The sequence below is a fragment of the Microbacterium cremeum genome (assembly GCF_015277855.1).
GTDB classification, from domain to species: Bacteria; Actinomycetota; Actinomycetes; order Actinomycetales; family Microbacteriaceae; genus Microbacterium; species Microbacterium cremeum.
Window position 1 is genome coordinate 1,332,976 of record NZ_CP063812.1, and the last position, 12,833, is coordinate 1,345,808.

10 protein-coding genes are annotated in these 12,833 nt (G+C 71.5%); 7 read left to right on the forward strand and 3 right to left on the reverse strand.

Features of this window, described 5'->3' with window-relative positions:
* Positions 1 to 87 precede the first annotated feature (87 nt).
* Both IM778_RS05865 and IM778_RS05870 read left to right on the forward strand, forming a co-directional pair.
* Entirely contained in the window at positions 88 to 1,188 is a 1,101-nt protein-coding gene (locus IM778_RS05865) for a flavin-containing monooxygenase (protein ID WP_228484773.1), read from the forward strand.
* A 33-nt stretch (positions 1,189 to 1,221) separates the two neighbouring features.
* Positions 1,222 to 2,799 carry a helix-turn-helix transcriptional regulator gene (locus IM778_RS05870; RefSeq protein ID WP_194411116.1) on the forward strand — a complete coding sequence of 526 codons (1,578 nt, stop codon included), beginning with the start codon at positions 1,222 to 1,224 and terminating at the stop codon, positions 2,797 to 2,799.
* 38 nt (positions 2,800 to 2,837) lie between these two features.
* On the opposite strand, the gene IM778_RS05875 is transcribed toward IM778_RS05870, so the two are convergent.
* The gene (locus IM778_RS05875) at positions 2,838 to 4,142 is read right to left on the reverse strand and encodes an MFS transporter (RefSeq protein WP_194411117.1); all 1,305 of its coding nucleotides are present in this window, start codon (positions 4,140 to 4,142) and stop codon (positions 2,838 to 2,840) included.
* Between the two features lie 42 nt (positions 4,143 to 4,184).
* Complete coding sequence (locus IM778_RS05880) at positions 4,185 to 5,645, reverse strand: sugar porter family MFS transporter (protein ID WP_194411118.1); 1,461 nt, start codon at positions 5,643 to 5,645, stop codon at positions 4,185 to 4,187.
* Between the two features lie 69 nt (positions 5,646 to 5,714).
* Here IM778_RS05880 and rsmA point away from each other — a divergent pair, with 69 nt between their 5' ends.
* Together rsmA and IM778_RS05890 are read left to right on the forward strand one after the other, a co-directional pair.
* Positions 5,715 to 6,557 carry a 16S rRNA (adenine(1518)-N(6)/adenine(1519)-N(6))-dimethyltransferase RsmA gene (rsmA, locus tag IM778_RS05885; RefSeq protein ID WP_194411119.1) on the forward strand — a complete coding sequence of 281 codons (843 nt, stop codon included), beginning with the start codon at positions 5,715 to 5,717 and terminating at the stop codon, positions 6,555 to 6,557.
* A gap of 102 nt (positions 6,558 to 6,659) precedes the next feature.
* Complete coding sequence (locus tag IM778_RS05890; RefSeq protein WP_194411120.1) at positions 6,660 to 7,598, forward strand: phosphodiesterase; 939 nt, start codon at positions 6,660 to 6,662, stop codon at positions 7,596 to 7,598.
* On the opposite strand, the gene IM778_RS05895 is transcribed toward IM778_RS05890, so the two are convergent.
* Complete coding sequence (locus tag IM778_RS05895; RefSeq protein ID WP_194411121.1) at positions 7,525 to 9,168, reverse strand: stealth family protein; 1,644 nt, start codon at positions 9,166 to 9,168, stop codon at positions 7,525 to 7,527. The genes IM778_RS05890 and IM778_RS05895 overlap by 74 nt on opposite strands.
* Before the next feature lie 231 nt (positions 9,169 to 9,399).
* On the opposite strand from IM778_RS05895, the gene IM778_RS05900 reads away from it, so the two are divergent.
* Genes IM778_RS05900 through IM778_RS05910 form a run of 3 tightly spaced genes read left to right on the forward strand, consistent with a single transcriptional unit; the run spans position 9,400 to position 12,819 of the window.
* Positions 9,400 to 10,485, forward strand: coding sequence for an aldo/keto reductase (locus IM778_RS05900; protein ID WP_194411122.1), 1,086 nt, complete (start codon positions 9,400 to 9,402; stop codon positions 10,483 to 10,485).
* Positions 10,482 to 11,411: a 4-(cytidine 5'-diphospho)-2-C-methyl-D-erythritol kinase gene (locus IM778_RS05905; RefSeq protein ID WP_194411123.1), complete on the forward strand. Its 930-nt coding sequence runs from the start codon at positions 10,482 to 10,484 to the stop codon at positions 11,409 to 11,411. The genes IM778_RS05900 and IM778_RS05905 overlap by 4 nt, the downstream gene beginning before the upstream one ends.
* Before the next feature lie 55 nt (positions 11,412 to 11,466).
* On the forward strand, positions 11,467 to 12,819 hold the full coding sequence (locus IM778_RS05910) for a GNAT family N-acetyltransferase (protein ID WP_194411124.1): 1,353 nt from the start codon (positions 11,467 to 11,469) through the stop codon (positions 12,817 to 12,819).
* Positions 12,820 to 12,833 lie beyond the last annotated feature (14 nt).

The following is a 12,833-nucleotide window of genomic DNA, read 5'->3' on the forward strand; positions in this document are numbered from 1 at the left end:
GCGGCACGCGGATTGCGCCGTTCTGCCGATGCTATGCCTTCGCTGCGCTCGTAGCGTCGACCTCGCGATCGACGAAGGAGCGGCATCATGGACGAGCACATCGAGACGGTCATCGTGGGCGGCGGTCAGGCCGGGCTCTCGACGGCGTACTTCCTCGCGCAGCAGGGCCGGGAGTACACCGTCTTCGAAGCGGCCGAGCGCATCGGAGATCAATGGCGGCGCCAGTACGAGTCGCTGAAGCTCTACAGCCCGCGCAAGTACAACGGGCTGCCGGGACTGGAGTTCCCCGGCGACCCCTGGACGTTCCCCACGCGCGACGAGGTGGCCGGCTATCTCGAGGCGTACGCCGTCACCCACGGCCTCCGGGTCCGCACCCATACGCCCGTGCGGCGGGTCAGCAGGAGCGGGGACGGCTTCCTCGTGGTGGTGGACGGCGGCCGGATCACCTGCGACAACGTCGTCGCCGCGACCGGGCTCGCCGGTCGCCCTGCGGTGCCACGCGAGGCCGCGGAACTCCGCCCCGACATCGTGCAGCTGCACTCGAGCGAGTACCGACGGCCCGACCAACTGCCTCCCGGGCGGGTGCTCGTCGTAGGAGCGGCGCACTCGGGCACCGACATCGCGTACGAGCTCGCCGAGAGCCATGACGTGACCCTGTGCGGTCGCGATCCCGGGCAGCTGCCGTTCCGGCCGGAGGAGCGGAAGGCGCGCGTCCTGCTGCCATTCGTCGTCTTCGCCTGGCGCCATATCCTCACACGGCGCACGCCGGTGGGCCGGAAGATGATGAAGGAGATCCGGCACGGCGGCGGACCGATGATCCGCATCCACCGCGAAGATCTCGCCGCCCGCGGCGTCAGCCGCAACGTGAGTCGTTTCGTGGGGGCGCGCGAGGGACTGCCGCGGCTCTCCGACGGCACCGTCATCGACGCCCGCGGCGTCGTCTGGGCGACCGGGTACGATCTCGCACATCGATGGCTCGACATCCCGATCGTCGGCGACGACGGCTACCCGCGCGAGTACCGCGGAGTCGCCGAGGATGTTCCGGGGCTGTTCTTCTGCGGGCTGCCCTTCCAATTCGGGTTCGGGAGCATGGTCTTTCCCGGAGTCGGCCGGGACGCCGAGTTCGTGGCGCGCAGGATCACCGCGCGGATCACGGAGCGTGCGAAGGTCGCCTCGATCGCGGCGTGACACGGACGGTGCGGGCGTATCGTCGAAATCACAATGGACGTCGTCCAAGCCCTGCAACGCGCCCGCGACGCGTACGAGCGTCGCGAATGGCTCAGCGCATACCAGGAGCTGTCGCAGCTCGGCGGCGCACTCTCCGCCGCGGATCTCGCCGACCTCGCCACCGCGGCGCAGCTGGCCGGACGCCACGAGGACTTCATGCACGCGATGGCGCGCGCATGTCGACTGTACGAACAGCACGGCGAGCTCGGGCGGGCCGTGCGGTGCGCCGCGTTCCTGGTCGAGGTGCTGGTCCTCCATGGCGAGGCCGCCGTCGCGAACGGATGGCTCGGTCGCGGTGAGCGGCTCGCGTCGGCCTTGCCGTCGACGGATGCCGCGATCGGGCATCTGCTCTTCAGCGGCATCGTTCCCGACCTCATGGCGAGACGACTCGACTCGGCTCTCGATCGCGCGGAGCGTGCGCTCGAGATCGCCGAGCAGTCGGGCGACGTCGAGCTCCGGGCGAAGGCGCTCATGGGGCTCGGACGCTGTCGAATCGATGGCGGCGACGTCGCGGCCGGCGTGGCTCTCCTGGACGAGGCCATGGTCGACGTGCTCGCCGGGACTCTTTCGCCCGTCGAAGCCGGTCGGGTCTACTGCTCGTGCATCGAGGCCTGCCAGCAGATCGGCGACCTGCAGCGCATGGCGGAGTGGACGTTCGCCCTGGGCGTGTGGTGCGATCGGCAGCCCGAGCTCGTGGCATTCACCGGCCAGTGCGCATTGCATCGCGGTCAGATTCTGCGCGCCCGCGGCGCGCTCGAGAACGCCATCGACGAACTGGAACGTGCCGTGGTCCGGTACGAATCCGACGGCGTGCCGCAGGCCGCCGGGGCAGCGCTGGCCGAGCTCGCTGAGGTGCAGCGCCGCCGTGGCGACCTGCTCGGAGCCGCGAGTGCCCTCGAGCGGGCGCGACGCAGCGGATACGTGCCTCGGATCGAGGAGATGCGGCTGCTGCTCGTGACGGGCGAGCATGAGGCCGCGGCATCCACAGCACGGCGCCTGCTCACCTCCCCAGCCCCGATGCCACGGCGCGCCCGTTCACTGCCCGCGGTCGCCGAGGTGCTCGCGGTGGCAGGCACCGAGGCCGAAGCCGAGCAGGCCGTCGTCGCGCTGGAGGAGGCTGCCGCCGTCGTCGGCACTGAGACCGTGAAGGCGGAGGCGATGCTCGCCCGTGGGCGTCTGGCGGCACGTGTCGGCAGCGAGGCCGCCGAAGCCGGACTCCGCGCGGCGGCGGCCGCGTTTCGGCGGCTCGGGTGCCCGTGGGAGGCGGCGCAGGCGCATCTGGCGTTGGCCGCACTGCTCGACGACGACGGTGAGCGGGCAGCGGCGCAGGCGCTGCTGCGCCCCGAGCGGGTCGCAGCCGACAACCCGCTCTCCGCCCGAGAGATGGATGTGCTCAGACTCGTCGCGGCAGGGGAGTCCAACCGTGGGATCGCCCAGGCGCTCCATCTGAGCGAGAAGACGGTCGCCCGTCACCTGTCGAACATCTTCGCCAAACTCGGCGTGCCGTCGCGGACGGCGGCCGCAGCATGGGCGTTCCAGCACGGCGGGACGCAGCACGGCCGGATCGTCTAGCGTGCACGTGCTCACGTATCGGCGAGCCGGGGCGGCTGTCAGTCGATCAGCGGCAGGCCGCCGGCTCCCGGCTCGTCCTCGCGGCTGGCCTGCTCCGCTTCGTCTGCGTCGAGCACCGGCTTGGCGGCGGCGATGTTCGAGATCGGTCGCCACACCAGCGCGAGGGTGATCGCCGAGCCCGCGAAGGCGAACCACCACGGTGCGGTCAGTCCCCACGTCTGGGCGATGATGCCGCCGAGAAGCTGGCCGATGACGAGGCCGCCGAAGACCCCGACCATATTGACCGACGCGATCCGGCCCTGGAGCTCCATCGGCACGAGGCGCTGCCGCACGGTCGTCGAGATCGTGCCCCACACGAACGCGTACGCGCCGAAGCCGAACATGATGACGAACGCCACGATGCCGGACGTCGTCAGCGCGAAGGCGACGTGCATGACCACCTCGAGCGAGAGGCACACGCGCATGAGCGTCGCGAACGACACGTGCTTCTCGAGCCAGCCGAAGCTCGTGATGGCGATGATGCCGCCGAGGGCCGACGCGGTGGTGAGGGCACCGTAGCCGACCGCACCCATGCCGAGATGCTCGGTTGCGTACAGGACGAGGACGCTCCACGGCGCCGCCCACGTGACGTTGAACACGAGGATGATGATGACGAGCGTCCGCACCGGCGGGTTGCGGCGCAGCCAGCCCAGGCCCTCGCGGATCGCGCGGCTCTTGCTGCGGGGCGACTCGGCGTCGTGCGGCGGCACCGGCGTGCGAGCGATCCGCGAGATGAGCAGCACCGCGAGCGACACGCACAGCACCTGCAGCAGGAACGGCCAGAACGACCCGAGGGCGAACAGGAACGCGCCGAGCGGAGGGCCGGCGAGCTGATTGCCCACCAGGTACCCCGCCTGCATGCGGGCGTTGCCGATCCCGAGGTCGGCGGGGCGCACGAGCATCGGCAGCAGCGTGCTGCCCGCCGAGTCGGCGAACACCTCGGCGGTGCCGTAGAGGAACGCCGTGGCCAGCACGATCCACACGTTCGCGGTCCCCGTCACCAGGAACGCGACGAGGCCCAGCACGATGACCGCGCGGATGCCGTTCGCGAGCATGACGAGACGCCGCCGGTCGTGGTGGTCGGCGACGGCCCCCGCGAGCAGTCCGAACAGCAGCCACGGCAGGAACTGCATCATGGCGCCGGCTGCCACCAGGAGGGGCGACGACGTCATCGAGGCGATGAGCAGCGGCGCCGCCGAGAGGGCGATGCCGTCGCCGAGGTTGCTGGTCCACGACGAGGCGAGCAGCCACCGGAAGTCTCTTCCGAGTCGGCGGGGTGCGATCAGTTCGCCGAGCGAGGGCATCCCGCCATCCTATGAGCAGGCGGCGCCGCCGGTCGCCCGCGCTCAGGTCACCGGCGTAGCGGCCTTGCGCGTGAACAGCGTCTCGGTCTGCTCGATGTCCATGCCCTTTGTCTCGGGCACCCGCCAGGCGACGTAGACGAACGACAGCGCGGCGAACACGGCGTACATGCCGTATGTGAGGGGCAGCGACCAGGCCGACATCGCGGGGAACGAGATCGTGACGAGGAAATTCGCGATCCACTGGGCACCGGCGGCGACGCCGAGCGCCTTGCCGCGGATGCGGCTGGGGAAGATCTCGCCGAGCAGCACCCACACCAGCGGTCCCCACGACGCGCCGAAGCCGACGACGAACACGTTGGCGGCCACGAGCGCGAGCGGGCCCCACGGCGCACCGAGCGAGACCTCGCCCTCGGCATCCGTCGTCGCGAACACGAACGACAGCGCCATCAGCGCGAGCGACAGCGTCATCAGTACCGAGCCGGTGAGGAGGATCGGCTTGCGGCCGATGCGGTCGACCAGGAAGATCGCGACGAGCGTCACCAGCACGTTCGTGACGGAGGTCAGCACGCTGATCGTGAACGAGTTGCTCTCGTCGAAACCGACCGACTGCCACAGGCTCGTCGAGTAGTAGAAGATCACGTTGATGCCGACGAACTGCTGGAAGACCGACAGGATGACACCGACCCACACGATCCGCTGAAGGCCTAGCACCGGTCCCCGGATCGAGACGCCGGCGTTCTTGCGGTCCGTCTCGATCGTGGTCTGCAGGTCGCGGATCGTGTGGTCCAGATCCGCGGGCGGCACCAGGCGCGCGAAGATCTCGCGGGCCTCGTCCATGCGGCCCTTGGCGATGAGGTACCGCGGCGACTCCGGGACGGTGAACGACAGGATGCCGTAGACCGCGGCCGGCACGACGCCGACGATGAACATCCAGCGCCACGCCTCGAGCCCGAGCCACAGCACGCTGTCGGCGCCGCCGGCGGTGTTCGCCAGCAGCGCGTCGGACAGCAGGGCCGTGAAGATGCCGAGCGTGATCGCGAGCTGCTGCAGCGACGCCAGCCCGCCGCGGATCTGGCGCGGCGCGACCTCGGCGATGTACGCCGGAGCCACGACCGACGCGATGCCGATGCCGAGGCCACCGATCACGCGCCACAGCGCGAGATCCCAGACGGCGAAGGCGAGGCCGGCGCCCAGCGAGCTCGCGAAGAAGAGGACGGCGCCGAGGAACATGACACGCAGGCGACCCCAGCGGTCGGACAGGTTGCCCGCGATGACGGCGCCTGCGGCGCACCCGAGCAGCGCGACCGCCACCACGAAGCCGGTGATCACGTCGTTGAGCGCGAAGTCCTGCGAGATCGAGTCGACCGCGCCGTTGATCACCGACGAGTCGAAGCCGAAGAGGAAGCCGCCGACGGCGGCCGCGACCGAGAGGCCGATCGCGCGTCGCCCGTACTGACTGCGCAGCGAGAAGGCGTCGGCGGGGATCGACCCTGTCGTGTTCATGACGGTCACGCTAGTGGTCGTGCGGCGCGCGGGCGAGGCTCGGCCGCCGCGCGTCGGTACAGTGAACGCATGCCCGTGACACTCCTCGGCGCCGCCGAGATCCGCGCGCTCGCCGCCGACCTCGACGTCACGCCGACGAAGAAGCTGGGCCAGAACTTCGTCGTCGACGCGAACACCGTGCGCAAGATCGTCCACGTCGCGGAGGTGTCCGCGGGCGACCGCGTCGTCGAGGTCGGGCCGGGTCTCGGGTCCCTCACCCTCGCGATCCTGGAGGCCGGAGCATCCGTCACCGCCGTCGAGATCGACCACCGGCTCGCCGAGCGCCTGCCGGCGACGGCGACCGCGCACGGCGTCGCCGACGGGGCGCTGACCGTGGTCGACGCCGACGCGCTGAGGATCACGGAGCTGCCGGGCGACCCCGCCGTGCTCGTCGCGAACCTGCCCTACAACGTGAGCGTGCCGGTGCTGCTGCACTTCCTCGAGACCTTCCCATCGCTGGAACGCGGCGTCGTCATGGTGCAGGCCGAGGTGGGGGAGCGGCTGGCCGCTCCGCCGGGGTCGAAGGTGTACGGCGCTCCGAGTGTGAAAGCCGCGTGGTACGGCCCGTGGCGGCTGGCCGGCACCGTGTCGCGGCAGGTGTTCTGGCCGGTCCCGAACGTCGACAGCGTGCTGGTGGGCTTCCGCCGCGACGCCGAGCCGCGCGGCGACGAGACGCTGCGCCGGCGCACGTTCCAGATCGTGGATGCCGCGTTCCAGCAGCGGCGCAAGATGCTCCGGCAGGCGCTGGCCGCGGTGCTCGGCGGCACGGCTGCCGAGGCATCCGCGACTCTCGAACGCGCCGGCGTCGCCCCGACCGCCCGCGGCGAGGAGCTGTCGATCGAGGATTTCGTGCGGATCGCGCTCGCGGTCTGAGCGCGCTCATTCACGCAACGTTCACCGTGTTGCCAGGGCTCGCTTCGATCGCGGGGGTAGCCTGCGGGCATTCCCGGTGGTCGAGGCGAGGATGACGAGACGATGCGCACCGCAGAGTACGCCGCACCCGAGCGGATCCTCCTGCATGTGAGTGACACGCACCTGCGAGCAGGCGGGTCGCGCCTGTTCGACGCGATCGACGGCGCGCAACGGCTCGCCCGTGCGCTGGAGGCGGTCGAATCCAGCGGCCTGCGTCCCGATGCCCTGATCTTCACGGGCGACCTCGCCGACCTCGGCGAGGCGGACGCGTACCGGCACCTTCGCGAACTCGTCGAGCCGCTCGCCGAACGGCTGGAGGCGCAGGTGCTGTGGGTCATGGGCAACCATGACGAGCGCGCGGCGTTCCGCACCGAGCTTCTCGGCGAGCTTCCCGGCACCGGCACGATCGACCGGGTGGACGAGCTGGACGGACTGCGCGTGATCACGCTCGACTCCACCGTGCCGGGGCATCACCACGGCGAGCTCACCGACGGCCAGCTCGCCTGGCTCGCCGATGCGCTGGCGACGCCCGCGCCGCTGGGCACGATCCTCGCGATGCACCATCCGCCGGTGCCGAGCGTGCTGCCGCTCGCCGCGAGCGTCGAGCTGCTCGACCAGTCGAGCCTCGCCGACGTGCTGCGCGGCACCGACGTGCGCGCGATCATCGCCGGCCACCTGCACTACTCGACCTTCGCGACGTTCGCCGGCATCCCGGTGTCGGTCGCCTCGTCCACGTGCTACGCGCAGGACCTCACCGTGCCCACCGGGGGCACGCGGCCGCAGGACGGTGCGCAGGCGTTCAACCTCGTGCACGTCTACGACGACACGATCGTGCATTCCGTGGTGCCGGTCGACGTGCCGCACATCCTCGAGCACATCGACGCGGCTCAGGCGCGGGACCGGCTCCTGGCGGCGGGGGTCCTCCCTCTCAGCGATGCGCCCGCGGACGACGCGACCGCCCCGCGGGATGCGCCGACCGAGCCGATCGCTCTGATCCGCTGACCAGGCCGGCGTGGGTCGCCGGGACGGTCTCGGCCGCTTCCGCACGCTCCCACGGCGCGCGCACCGGGAACATCCGCTCCAGCGCGGTGCGCATCGCCTCGATCCGGATCGCCTCGGGCACTTCGACCTCGCCGCCGTCGTTGAGGCAGAACATGTCGATGTCGGTGCGCGCCGCGAGCCGCTCCAGGCGCCGCAGCGACGCCGTCAGCGTCGTCTGCACGTAGCGCACGCGAGGCCGGTGCGTGGCGACGGCGCGGCCGGTCATCAGCGCGTAGTAGTGATACAGGCTGTTGGTGACCGAGATGTCGCTCGCGGAGCGGAAACGGGATGCCGCGGTGCGGGCGAAGTCGTCCGGGAACGCGTTCTCCAGCTCGGCCATCACACTCTTGCGCAGCGGCGCCGCGCAGTGCTCGAGGTCGCGCACGATGGTGCGTCCGAAGCGCTCCCGCAGCAGTGCGCGGTTGACCCGCAGGCCGTTGTCGTGACCGCTGCGATGCGGGGCCGGCGCTCCGACGCCGATCCGCACCTCGCACTCGACGAACTTCGTCAGCCCGCCGGGGGTGAAGAAGAGCTCCGGCTCGACCAGCCGCCCGAAGAACATGTCGTCGTTCGAGTAGAGGAAGTGCTCGGCCAGGCCGGGGATGCGGTGCAGCTGGGCCTCGACGGCGTGCGAGTTGTGCGTGGGCAGCACGGACGGGTCGGCGAAGAACTCCTCGCTGCGCACGATCGTCACCTGCGGGTGATCGGCGAGCCACGCGGGTGCCGGTGAATCCGTCGCGATGAAGATGCGCCGCACCCAGGGGGCGTACATGTGGACGCTGCGCAGCGCGTACTTGAGCTCGTCGACGTGCCGGTACCGTGCGGGCCCGTCGTCGCCTTCGCCCACGACGTACTCCGCCATGCGCGCTGCGCGCTGACGCTGGAACTCGGTCGATGAGCCGTCGACCCACGAGAAGACGATGTCGACGTCTTCGGTGAACTCGTGCGGCTGCGGGTCGAACATCCCCGAGAAGGTGCGCCAGCTGCGCCCGTAGCGCTGCACTGTCGTGACGCTCAGCTCGGCGCGCGGGACGAGCCGGCGCGTGAGCGCGTTGTCGTGGGGCGCCTCGAAGAGGTCCTCCTGCTGCCGCCAGAACTCCACGCGCGCTCCCAGCGCGGCCCCGTAGCGCAGTGTGCCGTTCGTGCTCACGCGCGGCCGGTACACCCGCACCGCCGAAGGCTCGGCGCCGGGCCGCGTCGCGGCGCGGGCCAGCTCGGGAGGCCGTCGCTTGGCCTTGACGTACAGCGGCTCGCGCTCGCAGAGCGCGCCGAGCGCGGTGAAGGCCGCGTCTCGCGCGGCGACGTCGACGACGAGGGCCGGGACGGCGCGGTCGTGACGGATCAGCGTCACCTCGATCCCGGCGCGTTCGAGCGCCTCGGCGACCAGCAGCAGATCCTCGATGCGGGCCTGCTCGGGCGTGACCGTGTCATGGACGAGGTGGAGGATGCCGCGATCGAGCACGACATCACGACGATCGAGCAGTTCGGACCAGGGATCCGGCTGCGTGGGGACCACTGACAGAGCGGGCATCGAAACCTCCTTCGCGACGAGGGGAAACGCCGACGACGTCCAGACATCTGGCGAGGGATGCAGCCATCCGGTGGAACTCACGGAGGGCCGCGGCGGTGCAGGGGACTGCGCTGGGTCCCACACTAGGCGCTGTATGTGTCGTCGATGTTTCTTCGCAGGCACTTCCCTGCCGCGGGCGTGCGAGACCGGCGGCGACCTGCGTTCCGCGCGCGACGTCGCTAGCCTGGACCGGTGACCGACCCGCAGCGCTACCGTTCCCGCGGTGGAGACCTCCACCGGCCCTACACCGCCTCCGACGACCGCTACGCGGCGGCGGGTTCCGCACCCGGCGGGTCGTTCCGCCGCGTCGGAGCGTCCGGACTCACGCTTCCGCCGATCTCGCTCGGGCTGTGGTGGAACTTCGGCGACAACATCCCGTTCGACAACCAGCGCGCGCTGCTGCGCCACGCCTTCGACCGGGGCATCACGCACTTCGATCTCGCCAACAACTACGGACCGCCCTACGGCAGCGCCGAGACGAACTTCGGGCGCATGATGCGCGAGGACTTCGCGCCCTACCGCGACGAGCTCATCATCTCGTCGAAGGCGGGCTACGACATGTGGGAGGGCCCGTACGGCAACGGCGGGTCGCGCAAGTACCTCATCGCCAGCGCCGAGCAGTCGCTGCGGCGCATGAGCGTCGACTACGTCGACATCTTCTACTCGCACCGCGTCGATCCCGAGGTCCCGATCGAGGAGACCGTGGGCGCCCTGGACACCCTGGTGCGCCAGGGCAAGGCGCTCTACGTCGGCATCTCGTCGTACAGCGCCGAGCGCACCGCGGTCGCGGCATCCGTCGCCCGCTCGCTCGGCACGCCCCTGGTCATCCACCAGCCGGCGTACTCGATCCTCAATCGCTGGGTCGAGGACGGCTTGACCGGCGTGCTGAAGCAGGAGGGCATGGGCGCGATCGCGTTCACGCCGCTCGCCCAGGGCCTCCTGACCGACAAGTACCTCGGCGGCGGACCCGCGCAGCGCGCACAGCAGCGCGGCTCGCTGCCGAGCGGCACGCTGTCGGAGAAGGGCCTCGCGACCCTGCGCGGCCTCGACGTCATCGCCACCGAGCGCGGCCAGAGCCTGGCCCAGATGGCCATCCAGTGGGTGCTGCGCGACCCGGTGGTCGCCTCGGCGCTCATCGGCGCGTCGCGGACGGAGCAGCTCGACGAGAACCTGCGCGCGCTCGACGGCCCGGCGTTCTCGGCCGAGGAACTCGAGCGCATCGACGCGCTGTCGGACGGCATCGACGTCGATCTCTGGGCGGAATCGGCGAACCGGTGAGCCAGGCCCTCGCCGCCGAGACGGTCCGTGTGCGCTCTCCCGGCAAGCTCAACCTCTTCTTCGAGGTCGGCGGCGTGCAGCAGGACGGCTACCACGACGTCGCGTCGGCGTACCAGGCGGTCTCGCTCTACGAGGACCTCTGGGCGACGCCCTCCGACGAGTTCACCGTGACGATCTCGGGCACGGTCGACGTCTCGGGGGTGCCCGCCGACGACCGCAACCTCGCGGTGCGGGCGGCGAGGCTGCTCGCACAGCGCATCGGGTACGACAGCGGCGTGCACCTCGACATCGTCAAGCACGTCCCGGTCGCCGGCGGCATGGGGGGCGGATCCGCGGATGCCGCGGCCGCGCTCGTCGCGTGCGACGCGCTGTGGGGTGCCGAGCTCGGCACCGCCGAGCTGCACAAGCTCGCCGCGCGACTCGGCGCCGACGTGCCCTTCGCCCTGATGGGCGGCACGGCGGTCGGCACGGGCCGCGGCGACCAGCTCAGCCCGGCGCTGGCGAAGGGGCGCTTCGACTGGGTCGTCGTGCCGTCGGGCACCGGACTGTCGACCCCCGAGGTCTACGCGCACCTCGACGCGCTCCGCGCGCGACCCGACATCGGGGCGATCCCCGGCATGCCCGACGTCGACCCGGCCGTGCTGCACGCCCTGCGGGCCGGCGATCCGGTGGCGCTCGCCGAGCACACCCGCAACGACCTGCAGATCGCGGCGCTCTCGCTGCGGCCCGAGCTGCGCGAGATCCTCGAGCTCGGTGAGAGCGCGGGGGCACTCGCGGGCATGGTGTCGGGGTCTGGGCCTACGCTGGCATTCCTGACCGCCGACCCCGAGTCGGCGCTCGAACTGCAGATCACACTGTCGGCCGCCGGCTACGAGGCGCTTCACGTGCACGGACCGGTCGCCGGCGCGCGCGTGGTGCCCGCCTGACCGGTCGCCGCCGCCGAGCCTGCACCGAACTGCACGCACGAAGGAGAACAACGCCATGAGCATGCCCGACCAGACCGTCCTGTCATCGGCGGGCGAGGCGGAGCGCGCCGCGTTCCGCGCCGGACCGGTCGACGAGCAGTCGCGGGAGCGCCTCGCCTCCGGCGGTCTGGACTACCGCCGCCTCGACGTCGACGGCGACGCGTTCGGCGCGTGGCTGCAGGTCGTCGCACGCGGCTTCCAGGACGGCGAGCGCAGCGCCGAGCAGATCGCCGCCTCGCAGGAGCGCAGCGGCTATCGCCGCGTGACCGGCGTCTACGACCCGGTCGCGCCGGTGCCCGAGGCCCCCGTCGCGACGATCGCGTCGTGGCTCGGCGAGCTCACCGTGCCCGGCGGCGCGGCGATCCCGTCGTGCGCGATCTCGGCGGTCACGGTGTCGCCGACGCACCGGCGGCGCGGCATCGCCCGCGCCATGCTCGAGGGCGAGCTGCGCGCCGCGAACGCGGCGGGCGTGCCGATGGCGATGCTCACCGTGAGCGAGTCGACGCTGTACGGCCGGTACGGATTCGCCCCGGCCGCCCCGGCGGCGTCGTGGCGCATCGAGACCAAGCGCGCGCAGTGGATCGGCCCGCGCCCCGACGGCCGCGTCGACTTCGTCCCGCGCGAGAAGCTGCGCGAGCTGCTGCCGGTCGTGCACGAGCGCGCGCGGCTGCGTGTGCCGGGCGAGATCGACGTGCCGGCAGGGCACTGGGACAACATCGCGGGCACGCGGCCCGACGCCGAGAAGGCCGGCGACAAGCGTGCCGTGCAGTACGCCGATGCGTCGGGCCAGGTGCGCGGCCTCGCGGTGTACGCGGTGCGCGAGAACCACGACGACTTCACCAAGGCGACCGTCACGGTGCACTACCTCGTCGCCGAGGACGACGAGGCCTACGCGGGGCTGTGGCGGTTCCTGCTCGAGCTCGATCTGGTCGCCGAGGTGCACGCGAACGAGCTGTCGACGGACGAGCCGCTGCTGTGGATGATCGCCGACCAGCGCGCGGCGACGGTGACCGTCCGCGACCACCAGTACGTGCGGATCCTCGACGTGCCGGCGGCGCTCGAGGCGCGCCGGTACGAGACGGCCGGACGCCTCGTGCTCGATGTGGCCGACCCGCTGGGCATCGCCGAGGGCCGCTACCTGCTCGAGGTCGGCGCCGACGGCGCGGGGCGCGTGACCCGGCTCGCGGGCGACGCGGTCGAGGATGCGGTCGAGGTCGCCCTCGGCGTCACCGAGCTGTCGGCGGTGTACCTGGGCGGCGTGTCGCTCGCGACTCTCGCCGCCGCAGGGCGCGCGACGTCGACGGCGGCCGCCACCGCCGCCCGCATCCTCTCGTGGCACGTCACGCCGCGGCTGAGCATCTGGTACTGACCGCCGCCCGGTAC

Bases quoted from the DNA above. Each gene is read 5' to 3' on its own strand.
- IM778_RS05910 (WP_194411124.1), top strand. From the start codon at position 11,467: ATGAGCATGCCCGACCAGACCGTCCTGTCATCGGCGGGCGAGGCGGAG.
- IM778_RS05895 (WP_194411121.1), bottom strand. From the start codon at position 9,168: ATGCCCGCTCTGTCAGTGGTCCCCACGCAGCCGGATCCCTGGTCCGAA.
- rsmA (WP_194411119.1), top strand. From the start codon at position 5,715: ATGCCCGTGACACTCCTCGGCGCCGCCGAGATCCGCGCGCTCGCCGCC.
- IM778_RS05865 (WP_228484773.1), top strand. From the start codon at position 88: ATGGACGAGCACATCGAGACGGTCATCGTGGGCGGCGGTCAGGCCGGG.
- IM778_RS05875 (WP_194411117.1), bottom strand. From the start codon at position 4,142: ATGCCCTCGCTCGGCGAACTGATCGCACCCCGCCGACTCGGAAGAGAC.
- IM778_RS05870 (WP_194411116.1), top strand. From the start codon at position 1,222: ATGGACGTCGTCCAAGCCCTGCAACGCGCCCGCGACGCGTACGAGCGT.
- IM778_RS05890 (WP_194411120.1), top strand. From the start codon at position 6,660: ATGCGCACCGCAGAGTACGCCGCACCCGAGCGGATCCTCCTGCATGTG.
- IM778_RS05880 (WP_194411118.1), bottom strand. From the start codon at position 5,645: ATGAACACGACAGGGTCGATCCCCGCCGACGCCTTCTCGCTGCGCAGT.